Origin of the sequence: Enterobacter cloacae complex sp. CDL013 (assembly GCF_049238805.1) — a bacterium.
In the GTDB taxonomy this organism is placed as follows: domain Bacteria; phylum Pseudomonadota; class Gammaproteobacteria; order Enterobacterales; family Enterobacteriaceae; genus Enterobacter; species Enterobacter hormaechei_C.
Map to the genome: position 1 here is coordinate 1 of NZ_JBMKGT010000005.1, position 21,135 is coordinate 21,135.

A 21,135-nucleotide genomic window follows, 5' to 3' on the forward strand; every position below is an offset into this window, starting at 1 on the left:
CTAACGCCAACAGCCGTCCGACGGGGGACACCACCGGCTACCTGGCAAACCCGAAGGAGGTGTGAGATGGGAAGTGGATGGCATGAATGGCCGCTGATGATCTTCACGGTCTTTGGGCAGTGCGTGGCGGGCGGGTTTATCGCTCTTGCGCTGGCGCTGTTAAAAGGGAACCTCAATACTGAACAGCAGCAGCGTTTAGTGTTAAGCATGTTTGGCCTGTGGGTGTTGATGGGCATTGGGTTTATCGCCTCTACGCTGCACCTGGGCTCACCGATGCGCGCGTTTAACTCCCTGAACCGCGTAGGTGCCTCTTCGCTGAGTAACGAGATTGCCAGCGGCGCAATCTTCTTTGCCGTTGGCGGGCTGGGGTGGTTACTGGCAGCGGTGAAAAAGCTGCCGTCAGGGTTACGCGCGTTGTGGCTCATCGTCACCATGGTAATGGGCGTTGTCTTCGTCTGGATGATGGTCAGGGTGTACAACACCATTGATACGGTTACAACCTGGTACAGCGTCTGGACGCCGATGAGCTTCTTCCTGACCATGTTTATTGGCGGGCCCCTGCTGGGTTATCTGCTGCTGCGCGTGGCTGGCATTAATGGTTGGGCGATGCGCCTGCTGCCCGCGGTCTCGCTGCTGGCGCTGGTAATCAGTACCGTTGTCGCGCTCATGCAGGGAGCGGAGCTGGCGACCATTCACAGCTCTATCCAGCAGGCTTCGGCGCTGGTGCCGGATTACGGTTCGCTGATGGCCTGGCGTGTGGTGCTGCTGACGGCTGCGCTGGTGTGCTGGATTGCCCCTCAGCTTAAAGGTTACTCGCCTGCGCTGCCGTTACTGTCCCTGGCCTTTGTACTGGTGCTGGCAGGGGAGTTAATTGGTCGCGGCGTATTTTATGGTCTGCATATGACGGTCGGTCTGGCTATCGCCAGCTAATTTTAGATTTTGTTATAAAAAGCCGGGACATAGCGCCCGGCTTTTCTTTTTTCATTCATGAAATTTTTCGACTGATGTTTCGTTGTAAAAATTCCCGGAAATAAATAAAAACAAATAGATAATTAATATAAGTAGCAGGCTTTGCATTAGCAGGATGAGTTTTTTAAATCGACAAGGCGCATAACGTGCGTGACGCCTGAATCGGTGGATTGACTTTGTTTTTGCCAGTGGCATGATGCGCACGAAATCTGAACTTCCTCACGGTTTTTAATCCATGACCACCTATACCCGCCCGGTGCTTTTGTTGCTCTGTGGCCTGCTTTTGCTGACCCTGGCGATCGCGGTGTTAAACACACTCGTCCCGCTATGGCTCGCCCATGAAAACTTACCGACCTGGCAGGTGGGTATGGTTAGCTCGTCCTTTTTTACGGGCAATCTGCTGGGCACCTTATTAACGGGCAGCCTTATTAAGCGCTTTGGTTTTAACCGCAGTTATTATCTGGCGTCGCTGATCTTTGCCGTCGGCTGCGCCGGTTTAGGCCTTATGGTCGGCTTCTGGAGCTGGATGGTCTGGCGCTTTATTGCGGGCGTCGGCTGCGCCATGATCTGGGTGGTGGTTGAAAGTGCGCTGATGTGCAGCGGCACGTCCCGTAATCGCGGGCGTCTGCTGGCGGCCTATATGATGGTTTACTACGTCGGTACCGTTCTGGGACAGCTGATGGTCAGCAAACTGCCAACCGACCTGATGAGCGTGCTGCCGTGGGTGACGGGCATGGTGCTGGCGGCGATCCTGCCGCTGCTCTTTACCCGTATTGTGAATCAAAACAGCGAACATCAGGAAGCCACCCACGTCTGGCCGATGCTGAGACTGCGCCAGGCGCGTCTGGGGGTTAACGGCTGCATTATTTCCGGGATTGTGCTGGGCTCGCTCTATGGCCTGATGCCGCTCTATCTTAACCATCAGGGCGTCAGTGATTCCGGGATCGGTTTCTGGATGGCGGTGATGGTCAGCGCGGGGATTGTCGGCCAGTGGCCGATTGGCCGCCTGGCGGACCGCTTTGGTCGTCTGCTGGTGCTGCGCGTTCAGGTCTTCGTGGTCATCATGGGCTGTCTCGCCATGCTCAGCAACGCCGCGATGGCGCCCGCGCTGTTCATTCTGGGGGCTGCGGGCTTTACGCTCTATCCGGTCGCGATGGCGTGGGCCTGTGAGAAAGTTGAGCATCACCAGCTGGTGGCGATGAACCAGGCTTTATTGCTGAGTTACACTATCGGCAGTTTACTGGGGCCGACTTTTACCGCTATGCTCATGCAAAATTATTCTGATAATCTGCTGTTTATTATGATCGCCAGCGTGTCGTTTATTTATCTGCTAATGCTGCTGCGCAAAGTGGGCGAACATCCAACGCCAGTGGCCCATGCCTGATTTATTAAAAGCCTGTCGATGACAGGCTTTTTTGTCCCTGTCACATATAAGACTTTTACTGATTGTGAGTTTTTACTGCCTGGCGATAATTCCAATGAGTTCTCCCACTAAAAGGCAGCCATCATGTCTACTCGTCGTTTTTCCACTACCGCACTTGCCGTAGTGTTGGCTTTAACGTTTGCAACGGCTCCGGCCATGGCTAATCCTGGTAACGGGAATGGCGGTGGTCACGGAAACGGTGGCGGACAAGGTAATAGCGGCAATCATGGTAACGGGAACTCTGGTAACCATGGTAATAAGCACAATAACGGTCAGGATAACCCTGGGAAATCGGATAAGAGCTTTAAAAACAGCAAAGATGTCGGTAATGATGTGGATGCTCGCGTAAGCTTCGATCATGCCCGCCATCTGGCCCTGAATTACGGCTTAACGGGCTACGACTCTCTGCCTCCGGGTATTGCGAAAAACCTGGCGCGCGGTAAGCCACTGCCTCCGGGCATTGCGAAGAAAACCGTGCCAGCCGATATGCTGGGTCAGCTTCCTTCCTATCCGGGCTATGAATGGCGCGTGGTAGGTGACGACCTGGTCTTAATTGCGCTGAGTACAGCGATTGTGACTTCCGTTATTAACGGCGTCTTTAAATAGAATATAAAAAGGCCCGGTTTTCACCGGGCCTTTTCGTTAATACATGACCTTGTGGCCATACTGCTCAAGAATACCTTTGACGCGCTCCATCGTCTCTTTTTTCGGCGGCTTCACGCCATCGAGCTTGTACTCTTCACCCATCGCCACCCATTTATGTTTACCCAGCTCGTGATAGGGCAGGAGTTCGATTTTCTCCACGTTACCCATATCCCGGGTAAATTCACCCAGACGATGTGCAGAGTCATCATCATCTGACCAGCCCGGCACCACCACGTAGCGGATCCAGGTCTTGACGCCTTTGTTGGCAATGTATTTGGCAAATTCCAGGGTACGGTGGTTCGAGACGCCAACCAGATTCTGGTGGATCTCATCGTTCATCTGCTTGAGATCGAGCATGACCAGATCGGTCACTTCAAGCAGTTCATCAATAACTGGATCGTAACGGCGCACAAAGCCGTTGGTGTCGAGGCAGGTATGAATGCCTTCTTTGTGGCAGGCGCGGAACCAGTCGCGCACAAATTCAGCCTGAAGAATGGCTTCACCGCCGGATGCCGTCACGCCACCGCCGGACGCGTTCATAAAGTGGCGATAGGTCACCACCTCTTTCATCAGATCTTCTACGGTGACTTCTTTACCTCCATGGGTGTCCCAGGTGTCACGGTTATGGCAGTACAGGCAGCGCATCAGGCAGCCCTGGAAGAAAGTGATAAAGCGGATCCCCGGGCCATCGACGGTGCCACAGGATTCAAAGGAGTGAATACGACCAATAATTGACATTGCGGTGATATCTCCGAATTTGGCCCATCCGGGGGCCTATGTAGATGCACAGCTCAAAGGCTATGTCGAGTCTGTTTTGGCTGTTATCCATTAAGTATAGATAGCGGACAAAAGAGACTGATGAAGCGAGGGTGTTAAAAAGGCCCCACTTGCGTGGAGCCTTTATTGTACGCTTTTTAACGCGTGATTTCAGTCAATTCCACTTACATGGACTGAGTGAAAGTACGGGTAATAACGTCCTGCTGCTGTTCTTTCGTCAGGGAGTTAAAACGTACTGCGTAGCCAGATACGCGGATGGTCAGCTGAGGATATTTCTCAGGGTGTTCCATCGCATCGAGCAGCATTTCACGGTTCATCACGTTCACGTTCAGGTGCTGACCACCTTCGATGGACGCTTCGTGGTGGAAGTAACCATCCATCAGACCCGCGAGGTTAGTTTTACGCACTTCGTCGTCTTTACCCAGCGCGTTTGGCACGATAGAGAAGGTGTAAGAGATACCATCTTTCGCGTAAGCAAACGGCAGTTTAGCAACGGAGGTCAGAGAGGCAACCGCACCTTTCTGGTCACGACCGTGCATTGGGTTAGCACCTGGGCCGAATGGCGCGCCAGCACGACGACCGTCTGGGGTGTTACCGGTTTTCTTACCATACACAACGTTAGAGGTGATGGTCAGAACAGACTGAGTCGGGATAGCGTTACGATAGGTAGTGAGTTTCTGAATTTTCTTCATGAAACGTTCTACCAGGTCAACCGCCATGTCATCAACGCGAGCGTCGTTGTTACCAAACTGCGGATATTCGCCTTCGATTTCGAAGTCGATAGCCAGACCATCTTCGTCACGAATTGGTTTAACTTTCGCATATTTGATTGCAGACAGGGAGTCAGCCGCAACGGACAGACCTGCGATACCACATGCCATGGTGCGAACGACGTCACGGTCATGCAGCGCCATCAGAGAGGCTTCGTAGCTGTACTTGTCGTGCATGTAGTGGATAACATTCAGCGCGGTCACGTACTGTTTAGCCAGCCAGTCCATGAAGTGATCCATGCGGTCCATGACTTCGTCATAGTTCAGCACGTCGCCTTTGATCGGTTCAGACTTAGGACCAACCTGCATTTTCAGTTTTTCATCAACGCCGCCGTTGATTGCGTACAACATGGTTTTCGCCAGGTTTGCACGCGCACCGAAGAACTGCATTTGCTTACCAACAACCATTGGACTTACGCAGCAAGCGATAGCGTAGTCATCGTTGTTGAAGTCAGGACGCATCAGGTCATCGTTCTCATATTGCAGAGAAGAGGTGTCGATGGACACTTTAGCGGCGAATTTCTTGAAGTTCAGAGGCAGTTTTTCAGACCACAGAACGGTGATGTTCGGCTCCGGAGAAGGACCCATGGTGTACAGGGTGTTCAGGAAGCGGAAGCTGTTTTTGGTTACCAGAGTACGGCCATCTACGCCCATACCGCCGATAGATTCGGTTGCCCAGATTGGGTCACCAGAGAACAGCTCATCATATTCTGGGGTACGCAGGAAGCGAACCATACGCAGTTTCATGACCAGGTGGTCAATCATTTCCTGAGCGTCTTGTTCGGTGATTTTGCCTGCTTTCAGGTCACGTTCGATGTACGCATCCAGGAAGGTGGATACGCGGCCGAAGGACATTGCTGCACCGTTCTGAGACTTAACTGCGGCCAGGTAGCCGAAGTAGGTCCACTGGATAGCTTCCTGAGCGTTGGTAGCAGGACCAGAGATATCGCAGCCGTATTTAGCCGCCATCTCTTTGATCTGACCCAGCGCACGGTGCTGTTCAGCGATCTCTTCACGCAGACGGATAGTCGCTTCCAGGTTTACGCCGTTTTCCAGGTCAGACTGGAGAGAGACGAACTGCGCGTATTTGTCTTTCATCAGGAAGTCGATACCGTACAGCGCAACGCGACGGTAGTCACCGATGATACGGCCACGGCCATAGGCATCTGGCAGACCGGTCAGAACGCCAGATTTACGGCAGTTCAGAATGTCTTTGGTGTAAACATCGAATACGCCCTGGTTATGGGTTTTGCGGTATTCGGTGAAGATTTTTTTCAGCATTGGGTCCAGCTCGCGATTATACGCTTTGCAGGAACCTTCAACCATTTTGATACCACCGAACGGGATGATTGCGCGTTTCAGTGGTGCTTCAGTTTGCAGACCAACAATTTTCTCAAGGGCTTTATTGATGTAGCCAGCATCGTGAGAAGTGATGGTAGAAGCAACGGAGGTGTCAAAATCAACTGGCGCGTGAGTGCGGTTTTCCAGTTTAACGCCTTCCATTACGCTGTCCCACAGCTTGGTGGTTGCGTCAGTCGCACCAGCCAGGAAGGATTCGTCACCTTCATACGGGGTATAGTTTTTCTGAATAAAGTCACGGACGTTGACTTCATTCTGCCAGTCACCTTTCGTAAAACCTTCCCAGGCTGTGGCTAACTTTTCATTAAGCTCGGACATGTAACACCTACCTTCTTAAGTGGATTTTTTATTTACTGCCTGAGACAACCATTAATGATGATCGCCGCCACGCAGGTAAATGACCCAGTATGTCAACCCAACTAACAGACCCCCACCGATAATGTTCCCGATAGTGACGGGGATCAGGTTATCAGTAATGAAGTTCATAATCGTCAGGTGTGAAAAACTTTCCGGGGTTGAACCTACAGCAGTCCAGAACTCCGGGCTTGCAAAGTTGCGGATAACAATCCCCATCGGGATCATGAACATATTCGCAATACTGTGCTCAAAGCCGCTGGCAACAAACATCGCAACCGGCAGAACCATAATCATGGCTTTATCCATCAGGCTACGACCAGAGTAGCTCATCCAGACCGCCAGGCAGACCATCAGGTTTGCGAGGATGCCGAGAGCAACGGCTTCGATAAATGTATGGTGCATTTTGTGGTCGGCGGTTTGCAGGACGTTAAGCCCCCAGCCGCCGTTGGCGGTCATATACTCGCCAGAGAGCCACATCAACAGAACAAAGAGCAGACAGCCAATCAGGTTGCCAACGTAAACGTTGAGCCAGTTGCGCCCCAGTTGACCCCAGGTAATTCTTCCGCTGGCTTTTGCCACAACAATCAGCACCGTTGAGGTGAAGAGGTCGGCGCCGCAGATGACGCAGAGAATCAGGCCCAGTGAGAAGCAAATACCACCAATCAGTTTCGCTATGCCGAAAGGCATCCCGGCCGTGCCGGTGGTGGCTGTGATATAGAAGACGAAAGCGATGGAGATGAACACCCCAGCCGTAATGGCCAGAAAGAACGTCGTCATCGGATGTTTCGTGGCTTTGTAGACACCCGCTTCTTCGGCAACTTTCGCCATCGCAGCGGGGAGTAATAGATCAAAAGGGTTGTCAGCTTTCACACTAACTCTCTCTTTATTAAGTCGGCGACGAGATACTAACAAAGCATTATAGAAGAGAAATTGATATAGATCATATCTCGCCTGGCTTATAGGCCCGCAGTGTGTATTGTTTTACAGCAAAAGCGGAGTAAGTATTTGATTATCCGTATAAAAATAAATTTTAAAAGTTATGAAAAGAGTTGAATTTTTTCCTTCAGCCTCCCATGGAACAGTTAATTAAAATGGAGTATTTATTATAATTAGTAACAGTAAAGCTCAGGTAAGCGTTTTTATATTTACCCGTGGTTAACTTAATTATTACAATTAAACGTCATTGCGGAAAAATAAAAAAAAAGGGGCAATGAAATTGCCCCGTAATATAGCTCAGGCGATTGAATACGCCTACAGCCATTAATGTTATATGCGCTTATTTTGACCAGTAAGCGGCTTTTGCCTTCTGCAATTTTTCATACGCATTCAGCAGTGACTGATGCGCCGGGAAGGCTTGCAGATCGCTGTCAACCGCTTGCAGGCCGTAGAATGGTTCTTCACCGCTCAGCGCCGCGCTGGCAGCTTCAACGGCATCCGCACCGTACATACGCACAAAGGCGTTCAGATACTGCAATGGCTCGCGGTCGTCTTCCTGAGAAAGCAGGAGCAGCGTTTGCAGGCAACGGTAATAATTAGTGCGCTCGGCGGAGAAGACGGACTGGTTAAACTCCATCGTCCACTCGGTCCAGGCCAAAGCCTGATCCAGATCGCCGCCCGCCAGCGCCAGCATCGCTTTCAGCTCGCCGATGCGCAGGGTGTACCAGCCGTTATCTTTTCCGGTCGCCAGACCCAGCAGTTCGCGTACGCGGGTGAAATCATCGTGTCCTTCTTCGTCCAGCTGGGCGATCAGGTTCAGATAATCTTCTTTATCCCACTCGCTGCCTGGCAGGGCCAGCAGGGTTTCACGCAGATGCGCGCCCATGCTGTTGTTTGCCAGCCACAGATCTTCTGCCGGATAAATGTCCGACATACCTGGCACAATAATACGGCACGCGTAAACGCCGAGATGTTCATAGTCGGCAATGTAGACTTCCTGATCTTCCGCGTGGAAGATCGCCATCAGGGTGGCGAACTCTTCTTCCGTCGTACCGGCAAAGCTCCAGTCCACGAACGGATAGTCCGCGTCCTGTTTGAACATATCCCAGGAGATCAAACCGCTGGAGTCGATGAAGTGCGTTTCGAGGTTGGTGTGCTCGGCGACCTCTTCGTCATCAAAGGTCGGCGGCGTAAACACGTCGAGATCTTTCAGGCTACGACCTTGCAGCAGTTCGGTCACGGTACGCTCCAGCGCCACGCCGAAGTCAGGGTGCGCGCCGAAGGAGGCGAAGCAGGTGCCGTTGGCCGGGTTGAACAGCACTACGCAGATAACCGGATATTTGCCGCCCAGAGAGCCGTCATAAGCAAAGATTGGGAAACCTTCTGCTTCCAGTTTGGCGATGGATTCCACCACGCCCGGGTAGCGCGCCAGCACGTCAGCCGGGATCTCCGGCAGGCTGATGGATTCAGCAATAATGCGGTTTTTGATGTGACGCTCGAAAACTTCAGACAACCCCTGCACGCGCGCTTCGTTGCGGGTATTACCGGCAGACATGCCGTTGGACACATACAGGTTGCCGACGATGTTCATCGGGATATAAACGGTCTGCTCGTCAGACTGACGGGTGAACGGCAGGGTGCAGATCCCACGATCCTCATTGCCGGATTGCAGGTCGATCAGCATGCTGCCGGTCAGCTCGTTTTCCGGATCGTAGAACGCGCGCAGGCGGGCATCGAGAATGCCTTCCGGCAGTTCATCGTTTTCGGTCAGCGGGAACCATTTTTCGTTCGGGTAGTGAACGAACGGACCGTTGGCGATAGTTTCGCCCAGCCAGAAGTCGGCGAAGAAGTAGTTGGTGGACAGACGCTCAAAATACTCACCCAGCGCAGAGGCCAGCGCCGCTTTTTTGGTCGCGCCTTTACCGTTGGTAAAGCACAGCGCACAGTCTTTGTCGCGAATATGCACGGACCAGACGTGAGGCACCGGATTCAGCCAGGAGGCTTCTTCGATATTAAAGCCCAGGTCGGTCAGTTTCTGCTGGAAGCGAGCGATGGAATCTTCCAGAGCGGCGTCTTTGCCGGGGATAAACGTTTGAGTCATGGCGTTCACTTTTATCGTACGTAAAGCGCGCAATGATACGGGTTTTGCGTGACGGGTGCTATCTCCGGCGAAAATAAATGGCTGGGCTATGCTTATAAGCAGTAACCTACTGTTAAGGCATAGAAAAATGAAAGCATTTGATCTCCAGCGGATGGCGTTTGATAAAGTCCCGCCTGAGTTTTTAGGCGAAGTGGCGTTGCGTAGCCTTTACACCTTTGTACTCGTCTTCCTGTTTCTGAAAATCACCGGACGTCGCGGCGTGCGGCAGATGTCGCTGTTTGAAGTACTGATTATCCTGACGCTGGGGTCGGCGGCAGGGGACGTTGCCTTTTATGACGATGTGCCGATGGTGCCGGTCTTTATCGTCTTTGTGACGCTTGCACTGCTGTACCGGCTGGTCATGTGGCTGATGTCGAAAAGTGAGAAACTTGAAGATCTGCTCGAAGGGAAGCCGGTGGTGATTGTCGAAGATGGTCAACTGGCCTGGGAGAATGTGCAAAGCGCCAATATGACGGAGTTTGAGTTCTTTATGGAACTCCGTCTGAGCAGTGTTGAGCAACTGGGGCAGGTGCGTCTGGCGATTATGGAAACGAATGGTCAAATCAGCGTTTATTACTATCCCGACGATGAGGTGAAGCCCGGTCTGTGCATCCTGCCGGATATGCTTATCGAACGATACAAAACTGTACCTGAAGCGGGGGAGTATGCCTGCATAAAATGTAGTCATGTGGTGGTCATGCAGGCGGGCGATCATCAATTATGCCCCCGCTGTACGAATCCAGAATGGACGAAGGTTAGCCGGGCTAAGCGCATTACCTGACAGCGATTTTGTCGGTTTTGTGACAACGGTACGGCAGATTGTTTTGTGTGACGAGGGGCACATTTCTCCGGCCATCAGTTTTAGACATTGCGGCGCGTGTCACTGAATGATAAAACCGATATCCACAGTTATAACTTATGGCTTTCAGCGTGGTGAGGGGAAATGGCTCAAGTCTTTAATTTCAGTTCAGGTCCGGCAATGTTACCGGCAGACGTGCTTAAACAGGCTCAACAGGAACTTTGTGACTGGAACGGTCTGGGTACGTCGGTGATGGAAATCAGCCACCGGGGTAAAGCGTTTATTCAGGTGGCGGAAGAGGCAGAAAAGGATTTTCGCGATCTGCTGAACATTCCCTCGAACTACAAAGTTTTGTTCTGTCACGGCGGTGGACGCGGCCAGTTTGCGGGTATCCCGCTCAATCTGCTGGGCGACAAAACCACCGCTGATTACGTTGATGCGGGCTACTGGGCGGCCAGTGCGGTAAAAGAAGCGCATAAATATTGCACGCCGAATGTCATCGATGCCAAAGTGAAAGTTGAGGGTCTGCGCGCCGTGAAGCCGATGAGTGAGTGGCAGCTTTCTGACAACGCCGCGTATCTTCACTACTGCCCGAACGAAACCATCGACGGTATTGCCATTCACGAAGAGCCAGACTTTGGCGAAAATGTCATTGTGACGGCGGACCTCTCTTCAACCATTCTGTCCACCCCGCTGGATGTCAGCCGCTACGGCGTCATCTACGCGGGTGCCCAGAAAAACATCGGTCCTGCGGGCCTGACAATCGTTATCGTGCGTGAAGACCTGCTGGGGAAAGCCCATAAGTCTTGCCCGTCAATTCTGGATTACACCGTCCTGAACGACAACGATTCCATGTTCAACACCCCACCAACGTTTGCCTGGTATCTCTCCGGCCTGGTCTTCAAATGGCTGAAGCAAAAAGGCGGTGTGGCGCAGATGGATAAGATCAATCAGCAAAAGGCTGAACTGTTGTACGGCGTGATCGACAAGAGCGATTTCTACCGCAACGATGTCGCCAAAACTAACCGTTCGCGCATGAACGTGCCGTTCCAGCTGGCGGACAGCAACCTGGATAACGTGTTCCTGGAAGAGTCCTTCGCGGCGGGTCTGCATGCGCTGAAAGGCCACCGTGTGGTAGGCGGGATGCGCGCCTCTATCTATAACGCCATGCCGCTGGAAGGCGTTAAAGCCCTGACTGATTTCATGATCGACTTCGAACGTCGTCACGGTTAATTGGCTGTTTTTCACCCCCGCAGCGTTCCTGCGGGGTTTTTATTATGTTGAGTTGAGAGTTGAGTTTCATGGAATCCCTGACGTTACAACCTATCGCGCGGGTAGATGGCACCATTAATCTGCCTGGTTCAAAAAGTGTCTCGAACCGCGCTCTGCTGCTGGCAGCTCTGGCAAACGGCACCACCGTCCTCACTAATCTGCTGGACAGCGATGACGTGCGCCATATGCTCAATGCACTGAAAGCGTTGGGCGTTCAGTACGCGCTGTCTGACGATCGTACCCGTTGTGAAGTCACCGGTAACGGCGGCGCGTTACATTCTGCTGAAGCGCTGGAGCTTTTCCTGGGTAACGCCGGTACCGCGATGCGTCCTCTGGCCGCTGCGCTGTGTCTGGGGAGTAACGATATTGTGCTGACCGGTGAGCCGCGAATGAAAGAGCGTCCGATCGGCCATCTGGTGGATGCCCTGCGCCAGGGCGGCGCGCAGATTGATTATCTTGAGCAGGAAAATTACCCGCCCCTGCGTCTGCGCGGGGGATTCACTGGCGGCAATGTAGAGGTTGACGGTAGCGTTTCCAGCCAGTTCCTGACCGCGCTGCTGATGACCGCACCGCTGGCACCACAGGACACCGTCATCAGCATTAAAGGCGACCTGGTTTCTAAGCCGTACATTGATATCACCCTGCACCTGATGAACACCTTTGGTGTTGAGGTGGAAAACCAGTCTTATCAGCGCTTCGTGGTGCGCGGAGCGCAGCAGTATCAGTCCCCGGGCCACTACCTGGTTGAAGGCGATGCTTCCTCCGCCTCCTATTTCCTTGCCGCAGGTGCGATTAAAGGCGGTACGGTAAAAGTGACGGGCATTGGCCGCAACAGCGTGCAGGGCGATATCCGTTTTGCTGACGTGCTGGAAAAAATGGGCGCGGTGGTGACCTGGGGCGATGACTTCATCTCCTGTACCCACGGTGAGCTGAACGCCATTGATATGGATATGAACCATATTCCGGATGCGGCGATGACCATTGCTACCGCTGCGCTGTTTGCGAAAGGCACCACCACGCTGCGAAACATTTACAACTGGCGTGTGAAAGAGACGGACCGCCTGTTCGCGATGGCAACCGAGCTGCGTAAAGTGGGGGCCGAGGTAGAAGAGGGCGAAGACTACATTCGCGTCACGCCGCCGGCAAAACTGCAATTTGCAGAAATTGGCACCTACAACGATCACCGCATGGCGATGTGTTTCTCGCTGGTGGCGTTGTCAGATACGCCAGTCACTATCCTTGATCCGAAGTGTACGGCAAAAACGTTCCCGGACTACTTCGAACAGCTGACGCGCATTAGCACCCTGGCCTGATGATCGTATGCCGCATCACCTGATGCGGCATTTCCTTACGCTTTCTGACACTCATCCTCTTTCATTTCTTCTACACTCTGCTTCAATCATTCCGTAATTTGCACGCAAAGGTAACAGTTGCGCACGTTGGCGCGTATAATGCGCGGCGTTCATGTAAACGGTATGCCTTAATTAAGGAGAAAAAGATGACGGCAATTGCCCCGGTAATCACCATTGATGGGCCAAGTGGCGCAGGGAAAGGTACTCTGTGCAAAGCGATGGCGGAAGCATTGCAATGGCATCTTTTAGATTCGGGAGCAATCTATCGCGTGCTGGCGCTGGCTGCGCTGCATCATCATGTGGATGTTGCGTCTGAAGAAGCGCTGGTACCGCTGGCTGCGCATCTGGATGTGCGCTTTGTCTCGACCGATGGCAACCTTGAAGTGATCCTGGAAGGGGAAGATGTCAGCGGTGAAATCCGTACCCAGGAAGTGGCCAATGCGGCCTCTCAGGTGGCGGCTTTCCCACGCGTCCGTGAAGCGCTGTTACGTCGCCAGCGCGGTTTCCGTGAAGCGCCGGGGCTGATCGCCGACGGCCGCGACATGGGAACCGTGGTATTCCCTGATGCGCCAGTGAAAATTTTCCTTGACGCCTCTTCAGAAGAACGTGCCCATCGCCGCATGCTTCAGTTGCAGGAAAAGGGGTTTAGTGTTAACTTTGATCGCCTTTTATCCGAGATAAAAGAGCGCGATGACCGCGATCGTAACCGCGCCGTCGCACCACTTGTTCCCGCGCAAGACGCATTAGTGCTGGATTCAACCAGTTTAACTATTGAGCAAGTGATTGAAAAAGCGCTACAATATGCGCGCCAAAAACTGGCACTCGCGTAATCGCGACCGATTTAGCAGTACCCCCGCTGCAATGGATTGACGGCGGGTATGTGAAACAACCCCATCCGGCACGGAGCCAGGTGGACGTTAATATTAACCTGAAGATTAAACATGACTGAATCTTTTGCTCAACTGTTTGAAGAATCCTTAAAAGAAATCGAAACCCGTCCGGGTTCCATCGTTCGTGGCGTTGTTGTTGCTATCGACAAAGACGTTGTACTGGTTGACGCCGGTCTGAAATCTGAGTCTGCCATCCCGGCTGAGCAGTTCAAAAACGCCCAGGGCGAGCTGGAAATCCAGGTAGGTGACGAAGTTGACGTTGCTCTGGACGCAGTAGAAGACGGCTTCGGCGAAACCCTGCTGTCTCGTGAGAAAGCTAAACGTCACGAAGCATGGATCACGCTGGAAAAAGCTTACGAAGAAGCTGAAACTGTGGTCGGTGTTATCAACGGCAAAGTTAAAGGTGGCTTCACTGTTGAGCTGAATGGTATTCGTGCGTTCCTGCCAGGTTCTCTGGTAGACGTTCGTCCAGTCCGTGACACCCTGCACCTCGAAGGCAAAGAGCTTGAGTTCAAAGTAATCAAGCTGGACCAGAAGCGTAACAACGTTGTTGTTTCCCGTCGTGCCGTTATCGAATCCGAAAACAGCGCAGAACGCGATCAGCTGCTGGAAAACCTGCAGGAAGGCATGGAAGTCAAAGGTATCGTTAAGAACCTCACTGACTACGGCGCATTCGTTGACCTGGGCGGCGTTGATGGCCTGCTGCACATCACCGACATGGCGTGGAAACGCGTTAAGCACCCAAGCGAAATCGTGAACGTGGGCGACGAAATCACTGTTAAAGTGCTGAAGTTCGACCGCGAGCGTACTCGTGTATCCCTCGGCCTGAAACAGCTGGGCGAAGATCCATGGGTAGCTATCGCTAAGCGTTACCCAGAAGGTACTAAACTGACTGGTCGCGTAACCAACCTGACTGACTACGGCTGCTTCGTTGAAATCGAAGAAGGCGTTGAAGGTCTGGTGCACGTTTCCGAAATGGACTGGACCAACAAAAACATCCACCCATCCAAAGTTGTTAACGTTGGTGATGTAGTGGAAGTGATGGTTCTGGATATCGACGAAGAACGTCGTCGTATCTCCCTGGGCCTGAAGCAGTGCAAAAACAACCCATGGCAGCAGTTCGCGGAAACCCACAACAAGGGTGACCGTGTTGAAGGTAAAATCAAGTCTATCACTGACTTCGGTATCTTCATCGGCCTGGACGGCGGCATCGATGGCCTGGTTCACCTGTCTGACATCTCCTGGAACGTTGCAGGCGAAGAAGCAGTTCGTGAATACAAAAAAGGCGACGAAATCGCAGCAGTTGTTCTGCAAGTTGACGCAGAGCGTGAGCGTATCTCCCTGGGCGTTAAACAGCTTGCAGAAGATCCGTTCAACAACTGGGTTGCACTGAACAAGAAAGGCGCAATCGTAAACGGTAAAGTGACTGCTGTTGACGCTAAAGGCGCAACCGTAGAACTGGCTGACGGCGTTGAAGGTTACCTGCGCGCTTCCGAAGCTTCACGTGACCGCGTTGAAGATGCAACTCTGGTTCTGAGCGTTGGTGACGACGTTGAAGCTAAGTTCACCGGTGTTGACCGTAAGAACCGTGCAATCAGCCTGTCTGTTCGTGCTAAAGACGAAGCTGATGAGAAAGATGCAATCGCAACTGTGAACAAACAGGAAGATGCAAACTTCTCTAACAACGCAATGGCTGAAGCTTTCAAAGCAGCTAAAGGCGAGTAAGTTCAGGTTCGCACCATCATTTGAGCTGTAACGCATTTACAGCGCGAAGGATGGAGAGCAGACTTGACAGATTGCAGGATTCGTCCTGTAATCAATAACAAAGGGCGGCTACGGCCGCCCTTGTTTAATAAGCTGTTCAGCTAATGGGTTTGAAAGGAACCGGAGGAATCATGACCAAGTCAGAATTGATTGAAAGACTTGCCAGTCAGCAACCGCATATCCCTGCCAAGGCTGTGGAAGATGCCGTTAAAGAGATGCTGGAGCATATGGCTACCACTCTTGCCCAGGGCGAGCGCATTGAAATCCGCGGTTTCGGTAGTTTTTCCCTGCACTATCGTGCACCACGTACCGGGCGTAACCCGAAGACTGGCGATAAAGTGGAGCTGGAAGGAAAGTATGTTCCGCACTTTAAGCCGGGTAAAGAACTGCGCGATCGCGCCAATATTTACGGTAACTGAGTTTAATCATCAGGGTTAAACTGAGTTTAAAGAAAGCACCTTAGGGTGCTTTTTTTGTATCCCGCCCCTGCATTTCTGAATACGCGCCGCATTTAAATTTTCTCTTTACTGTAAACGCTAAAAAACGTTGCAGCGTCCGCTGTAAATCACGCCTTTTCTGTCTGACGACGCATCAGTCCCGCCGCATAATCGCCTGAAACATGGAGGTGAAGATGGGGATCCACGTTATCAGTATGTGCGCCATTCTGGCCATAATCCCGCTCTATTGGTTACCCGTTTTGCCAGATTTGCATATTGTCTGGTTGCTGATTGCCGCAGGAATTGCGTTATCAGTACAGCAGAGAAAATGGCTCAGGTTTTCAGGCCTCGCATTGCTTTTTATGTGCTGGGGGATCCTGGCCGCTCAGGAAAGCGTGTGGCCGATGAACCATTTAACGAAAGTTCCGCAGCAGGCCGAGGTGGTCATTACCGCAACGGACGGCGCAACGATGCATCAGGGAAGGATTGTCAGCCTCAATGGAGAACGTGTGTGGGCTGCCATGGGCGTGGCGCTGTATGGCAACTATCTGCCGCAAAACGTCTGCGTGGGTCAACGCTGGGCAATGACCCTGCGGCTCAGGGTGGTACACGGAGAACTCAACGATGGCGGCTATGATTCACAGAAAAATGCCTTTGCCCGACATCAGACGCTGAGTGGACGGTTTACCCATGCGGCGCTCGTTGACGAAGGCTGTAGCCTGCGTGCGCAGTACCTGACATCACTACAGAGTACGCTTTCAGCATATCAGTGGGGACCCGTGATACTGGGGCTGGGAATGGGGGAGCGGCTGTCGGTCTCGCGGGAGATAAAAAACCTGATGCGTGAGACCGGAACGATGCATCTGATGGCAATCTCGGGATTGCATATTGCGCTGGCCGCTTCTGTCATCTGGTTTCTGGCGCGAGGCATCCAGTTCTTCCTGCCGGGCCGCTGGATTATCTGGCAAATCCCCTTGCTGGCAGGGCTGATTTTTGCCGCGTTTTACGCATGGCTAACATGCTTACAGCCGCCTGCGCTGCGCACGGTTATCGCGCTTGTGGTACTGGCGGTGTTAAAAATGAGCGGTCGCCAGTGGTCGCCCTGGCAGGTATGGCTTACCTGCGTGGCGGCGATCTTGGTTTTCGATCCACTGGCGGTCCTGTCACAAAGCCTGGCGCTATCAGCGTTTGCGGTCGCCGCGCTTATTTTTTGGTATCAGTGGTTGCCTCTCCCGCTCTGGCAACGTGGCCGGTGCCTGCGACCGCTGGTTACGCTGTTGTATTTGCAGGTCGGTATGCTGCTGCTTCTGTTGCCGCTTCAGGTGCTGATTTTCCATGGTTTCAGTCTCTCCTCGCTGGCGGCGAATCTGTTTGCCGTTCCTCTGGTCACGTTTATCTCAGTTCCGCTGATCCTGCTCGGCATGTTTCTGCATCTGTTTCCGGTGGCGACGCTGGAAAGTATCGTCTGGCTGGCTGCCGATAAATCTCTGGCAGGGCTTTTCTGGCTATTGATGCGTTTACCGAATGGCTGGCAGGACGTTGATGAACGCTGGCAATACCTGACGTTACTGCCATGGCTGCTGATCATTGGCTGGCGATTCAGGGCCTTCAGCGCAGTACCCGCAGTCTGTCTGGCAGGCAGCGTGGTGCTGGCATTTCCCCTCTGGCACAGGGCCAAAACAGACAGCTGGTCCCTGCATATGCTGGATGTAGGGCAGGGGCTGGCGATGGTCATTGAGCGTCACGGGAAGGCCATTCTGTATGACACTGGGTTGGCATGGCCCGGTGGGGACAGTGCGCAGCAGCTGATTATCCCCTGGCTACGCTGGCATCATCTGAGGCCGGAAGGGGTGATCCTGAGCCATGAACATCTCGACCACGCGGGGGGACTGGCATCGCTAAAAGCTGCCTGGCCCGCAATGTGGATCAGAAGCCCCTTATCCTGGGCCGGGCATCTTCCTTGCTTTCGTGGAGAGCGATGGCAGTGGCAGGGTTTAACGTTCTCCGTGCACTGGCCACCCGAAAATACCTCGGCAAAAGGTAACAACCGCTCCTGCGTGGTAAAAATCGATGACGGCGAACAAAGCGTTTTACTGACCGGAGATATTGAAGGGCAGGCAGAACTGGCAATGCTGAGCCACCGCTGGCGTCAACTAGCGTCTACACTGATTCAGGTGCCGCATCATGGAAGTAACACGTCATCTTCAACACCGCTGCTACAGCGCGTGGAGGGACAGGTTTCGCTGGCCTCGATGGCCCGCTATAACGCGTGGCGTTTCCCTTCCATCAAAGTAGTCAGGCGCTATCGAACTGAGGGATATCTCTGGCTTGATACTCCGCAGTCCGGACAGATATCTGTGACGTTTTCGCACCAAAGTCGGCAAATTCGCCGCTTACGTGAACACTATTTACCGCGTTGGTATCATCAGTGGTTTGGCGCGCCCGTAGATAACGGGTAGAATATGCGGCTATTTCAACAAATGCTGGTTTTTTGAATGCATAACGACAAAGATCTCTCCACGTGGCAAACGTTCCGCCGGCTCTGGCCGATGATTGCTCCTTTCAAAGCAGGCTTGATCGTGGCGGGCGTAGCGTTAATCCTCAACGCAGCCAGCGATACGTTTATGTTATCGCTTCTCAAACCGTTACTGGATGACGGTTTCGGTAAAACGGATCGTTCAGTGCTGCTATGGATGCCGCTGGTGGTTATTGGGCTGATGATCTTACGCGGAATCTCCAGCTATGTATCCAGCTACTGCATCTCCTGGGTATCCGGTAAAGTGGTGATGACCATGCGCCGTCGGTTATTCAGCCATATGATGGGGATGCCGGTCTCATTCTTTGACAAGCAGTCAACCGGTACCCTGCTGTCGCGTATTACCTACGATTCAGAGCAGGTTGCGTCGTCCTCTTCCAGCGCACTGATTACCGTTGTGCGTGAAGGCGCATCCATCATCGGCCTGTTCGCGATGATGTTCTATTACAGCTGGCAACTGTCGCTGATCCTTATTGTGCTGGCGCCGATTGTCTCCATCGCGATCCGCGTGGTATCAAAGCGTTTTCGCAACATCAGTAAAAATATGCAGAATACGATGGGGCAGGTGACTACCAGCGCCGAGCAGATGCTGAAAGGCCATAAGGAAGTGTTGATCTTCGGCGGTCAGGAAGTCGAAACCAAACGCTTTGACAAGGTCAGCAACAGAATGCGTCTGCAAGGGATGAAAATGGTATCGGCCTCGTCGATTTCCGATCCGATCATTCAGCTGATTGCCTCTCTGGCCCTGGCCTTCGTCCTGTATGCCGCAAGCTTCCCGAGCGTCATGGAAACCCTGACTGCGGGTACCATTACCGTGGTGTTCTCATCCATGATCGCGCTGATGCGTCCGCTGAAATCGCTGACTAACGTCAACGCCCAGTTCCAGCGCGGGATGGCAGCCTGTCAGACGCTGTTCAGCATCCTCGATTCCGAACAGGAAAAAGATGAAGGTACACGCGTGATCGAGCGCGCTAAAGGCGACCTGGAATTCCGTAACGTGACCTTTACCTATCCAGGCCGTGAAGTGCCGGCGCTGCGTGATATCAGCCTGTCCATCCCGGCGGGTAAAACCGTCGCGCTGGTTGGTCGTTCCGGTTCGGGCAAGTCGACCATAGCCAGCCTGATTACCCGTTTCTACGATATCGACCAGGGCGAGATCCTGCTTGATGGTCACGACCTGCGGGAATATACCCTCCAGTCGCTGCGTAACCAGGTTGCGCTGGTCTCGCAGAACGTGCATCTGTTCAACGATACGGTGGCGAACAACATTGCGTATGCCCGTACCGAAGAGTACAGCCGTGAAGAGATTGAGAATGCGGCGCGTATGGCCTATGCGATGGACTTCATTAACAAAATGGATAACGGTCTGGATACGATCATTGGCGAAAACGGGGTGCTGCTCTCTGGTGGTCAGCGTCAGCGTATCGCGATTGCCCGTGCGCTGCTGCGCAACAGCCCGATTCTGATCCTCGATGAAGCAACGTCCGCACTGGATACGGAATCTGAACGCGCTATCCAGTCTGCTCTGGATGAATTACAGAAAAACCGTACCTCGCTGGTTATCGCGCACCGTCTGTCGACCATCGAACAGGCTGACGAAATCGTGGTGGTGGAAGATGGCGTGATCGTTGAACGCGGCAGCCATGCGGACCTGCTGGAACAGCGTGGTGTTTACGCGCAGCTTCATAAAATGCAGTTCGGTCAATGATTGCACGCATCTGGTCGGGTGAATCCCCTCTGTGGGTGCTGCTTCTCCCGCTCTCCTGGCTGTATGGCCTGGTGAGCGGTGCTATTCGTCTGCTTTACCGCCTCGGGATCAAGCGCGCCTGGCGCGCACCGGTACCGGTGGTGGTGGTCGGCAACCTGACGGCGGGTGGAAACGGCAAAACCCCGGTGGTGATCTGGCTGGCAGAGCAGCTCCAGAGGCGCGGTATCCGCCCGGGAGTTGTCTCACGCGGTTACGGTGGTAAAGCGGCGCAGTATCCACTGGTGCTGAGCCCAGCTACGACAACCGCTGAAGCCGGCGATGAGCCGGTACTGATTTACCAGCGTACAGGCGCGCCGGTTGCGGTATCGCCGGTGCGCAGTGATGCCGTGAAGGCACTGCTTGCGGAGCATGATGTACAAATCATCATTACCGATGATGGTTTGCAGCATTACGCGCTGGCGCGTGATAAAGAGATCGTGGTCATTGACGGCGTTCGGCGTTTTGGCAACGGCTGGTGGCTTCCAGCCGGTCCAATGCGCGAGCGTGCGTCGCGCCTGAAAACCGTCGATGCCGTGATTGTGAACGGTGGTGAAGCCAGAGCGGGCGAAATCCCGATGCTTCTTCGTCCCGGACAGGCCGTAAATATGCTGACCGGCGAGCGTAAAGACGTCGCGCAACTGGAACATCTGGTTGCGATGGCCGGTATAGGTCATCCGCCGCGTTTCTTCGCAACGCTGGAGCAGTGCGGCGCGCGGCTGGAAAAACGGGTGCCGCTGGCCGATCACCAGGCGTTAGTTGCCGAAGAGGTTGAAAGGCTGGCAGCGCCGGGCCAGACGCTGATCATGACGGAAAAAGACGCGGTAAAATGCCGGGCCTTTGCGAAAGAAAACTGGTGGTATCTGCCGGTTGACGCTGAACTCAGCGGCGAACAGCCGGAACATTTGCTCAAGGAACTGCTCGCGTTAGTGCAGTAACTTCTACGCGGTTCCGGTGGCGCTTTG

General features: G+C 53.3%; 16 protein-coding genes and 1 pseudogene. 13 read left to right on the forward strand and 4 right to left on the reverse strand.

Translation table 11 applies throughout. From position 1 onward, the window contains the following. From ACOTXD_RS10615 to ACOTXD_RS10630, 4 genes and pseudogenes are all read left to right on the forward strand, one after another. Positions 1 to 65 (forward strand): annotated as a pseudogene (locus ACOTXD_RS10615) (dimethyl sulfoxide reductase subunit B); the annotation flags it as partial. Between the two features lies 1 nt (position 66). Continuing rightward, positions 67 to 930: a dimethyl sulfoxide reductase anchor subunit family protein gene (locus ACOTXD_RS10620; protein WP_061856337.1), complete on the forward strand. Its 864-nt coding sequence runs from the start codon at positions 67 to 69 to the stop codon at positions 928 to 930. Positions 931 to 1,204: 274 nt separating this feature from the next. Further along, positions 1,205 to 2,353 (forward strand): MFS transporter, encoded by a 1,149-nt coding sequence (locus ACOTXD_RS10625; RefSeq protein WP_003858254.1) that lies wholly within the window; start codon positions 1,205 to 1,207, stop codon positions 2,351 to 2,353. Between the two features lie 123 nt (positions 2,354 to 2,476). Next, a complete protein-coding gene (locus ACOTXD_RS10630) occupies positions 2,477 to 2,998 on the forward strand; it encodes an anti-virulence regulator CigR family protein (protein WP_022650721.1) in 522 nt (173 codons plus the stop codon). A gap of 36 nt (positions 2,999 to 3,034) precedes the next feature. On the opposite strand, the gene pflA is transcribed toward ACOTXD_RS10630, so the two are convergent. The 4 genes from pflA to ycaO all read right to left on the reverse strand — a co-directional run bounded on the left by pflA (position 3,035) and on the right by ycaO (position 9,337). Next, the gene (gene pflA / locus ACOTXD_RS10635; RefSeq protein ID WP_003858250.1) at positions 3,035 to 3,775 is read right to left on the reverse strand and encodes a pyruvate formate lyase 1-activating protein; all 741 of its coding nucleotides are present in this window, start codon (positions 3,773 to 3,775) and stop codon (positions 3,035 to 3,037) included. Positions 3,776 to 3,978: 203 nt separating this feature from the next. After that, entirely contained in the window at positions 3,979 to 6,261 is a 2,283-nt protein-coding gene (pflB, locus tag ACOTXD_RS10640; RefSeq protein WP_003858247.1) for a formate C-acetyltransferase, read from the reverse strand. A 51-nt stretch (positions 6,262 to 6,312) separates the two neighbouring features. Continuing rightward, positions 6,313 to 7,170 (reverse strand): formate transporter FocA, encoded by an 858-nt coding sequence (focA, locus tag ACOTXD_RS10645; protein WP_017384832.1) that lies wholly within the window; start codon positions 7,168 to 7,170, stop codon positions 6,313 to 6,315. A gap of 406 nt (positions 7,171 to 7,576) precedes the next feature. Then, positions 7,577 to 9,337, reverse strand: coding sequence for a 30S ribosomal protein S12 methylthiotransferase accessory factor YcaO (gene ycaO / locus ACOTXD_RS10650; RefSeq protein WP_003858243.1), 1,761 nt, complete (start codon positions 9,335 to 9,337; stop codon positions 7,577 to 7,579). A gap of 127 nt (positions 9,338 to 9,464) precedes the next feature. Here ycaO and ACOTXD_RS10655 point away from each other — a divergent pair, with 127 nt between their 5' ends. From ACOTXD_RS10655 to lpxK, 9 genes are all read left to right on the forward strand, one after another. Further along, on the forward strand, positions 9,465 to 10,157 hold the full coding sequence (locus ACOTXD_RS10655; protein WP_003858241.1) for a DUF421 domain-containing protein: 693 nt from the start codon (positions 9,465 to 9,467) through the stop codon (positions 10,155 to 10,157). A 162-nt stretch (positions 10,158 to 10,319) separates the two neighbouring features. Beyond that, positions 10,320 to 11,408, forward strand: coding sequence for a 3-phosphoserine/phosphohydroxythreonine transaminase (gene serC / locus ACOTXD_RS10660; protein WP_058658894.1), 1,089 nt, complete (start codon positions 10,320 to 10,322; stop codon positions 11,406 to 11,408). Positions 11,409 to 11,476: 68 nt separating this feature from the next. After that, positions 11,477 to 12,760: a 3-phosphoshikimate 1-carboxyvinyltransferase gene (aroA, locus tag ACOTXD_RS10665; protein ID WP_003858238.1), complete on the forward strand. Its 1,284-nt coding sequence runs from the start codon at positions 11,477 to 11,479 to the stop codon at positions 12,758 to 12,760. 185 nt (positions 12,761 to 12,945) lie between these two features. Next, a complete protein-coding gene (gene cmk / locus ACOTXD_RS10670; protein WP_003858236.1) occupies positions 12,946 to 13,629 on the forward strand; it encodes a (d)CMP kinase in 684 nt (227 codons plus the stop codon). Between the two features lie 111 nt (positions 13,630 to 13,740). Further along, positions 13,741 to 15,414: a 30S ribosomal protein S1 gene (gene rpsA / locus ACOTXD_RS10675; protein WP_003858235.1), complete on the forward strand. Its 1,674-nt coding sequence runs from the start codon at positions 13,741 to 13,743 to the stop codon at positions 15,412 to 15,414. A gap of 170 nt (positions 15,415 to 15,584) precedes the next feature. Then, a complete protein-coding gene (ihfB, locus tag ACOTXD_RS10680; RefSeq protein WP_003858233.1) occupies positions 15,585 to 15,872 on the forward strand; it encodes an integration host factor subunit beta in 288 nt (95 codons plus the stop codon). Between the two features lie 212 nt (positions 15,873 to 16,084). Beyond that, on the forward strand, positions 16,085 to 18,349 hold the full coding sequence (locus ACOTXD_RS10685) for a ComEC family protein (RefSeq protein ID WP_061856340.1): 2,265 nt from the start codon (positions 16,085 to 16,087) through the stop codon (positions 18,347 to 18,349). A gap of 36 nt (positions 18,350 to 18,385) precedes the next feature. Then, positions 18,386 to 20,134 (forward strand): lipid A ABC transporter ATP-binding protein/permease MsbA, encoded by a 1,749-nt coding sequence (gene msbA, locus ACOTXD_RS10690; protein WP_003858227.1) that lies wholly within the window; start codon positions 18,386 to 18,388, stop codon positions 20,132 to 20,134. After that, positions 20,131 to 21,108, forward strand: coding sequence for a tetraacyldisaccharide 4'-kinase (gene lpxK / locus ACOTXD_RS10695; RefSeq protein WP_061856341.1), 978 nt, complete (start codon positions 20,131 to 20,133; stop codon positions 21,106 to 21,108). Before msbA ends, lpxK begins: the two co-directional genes overlap by 4 nt. Positions 21,109 to 21,135 lie beyond the last annotated feature (27 nt).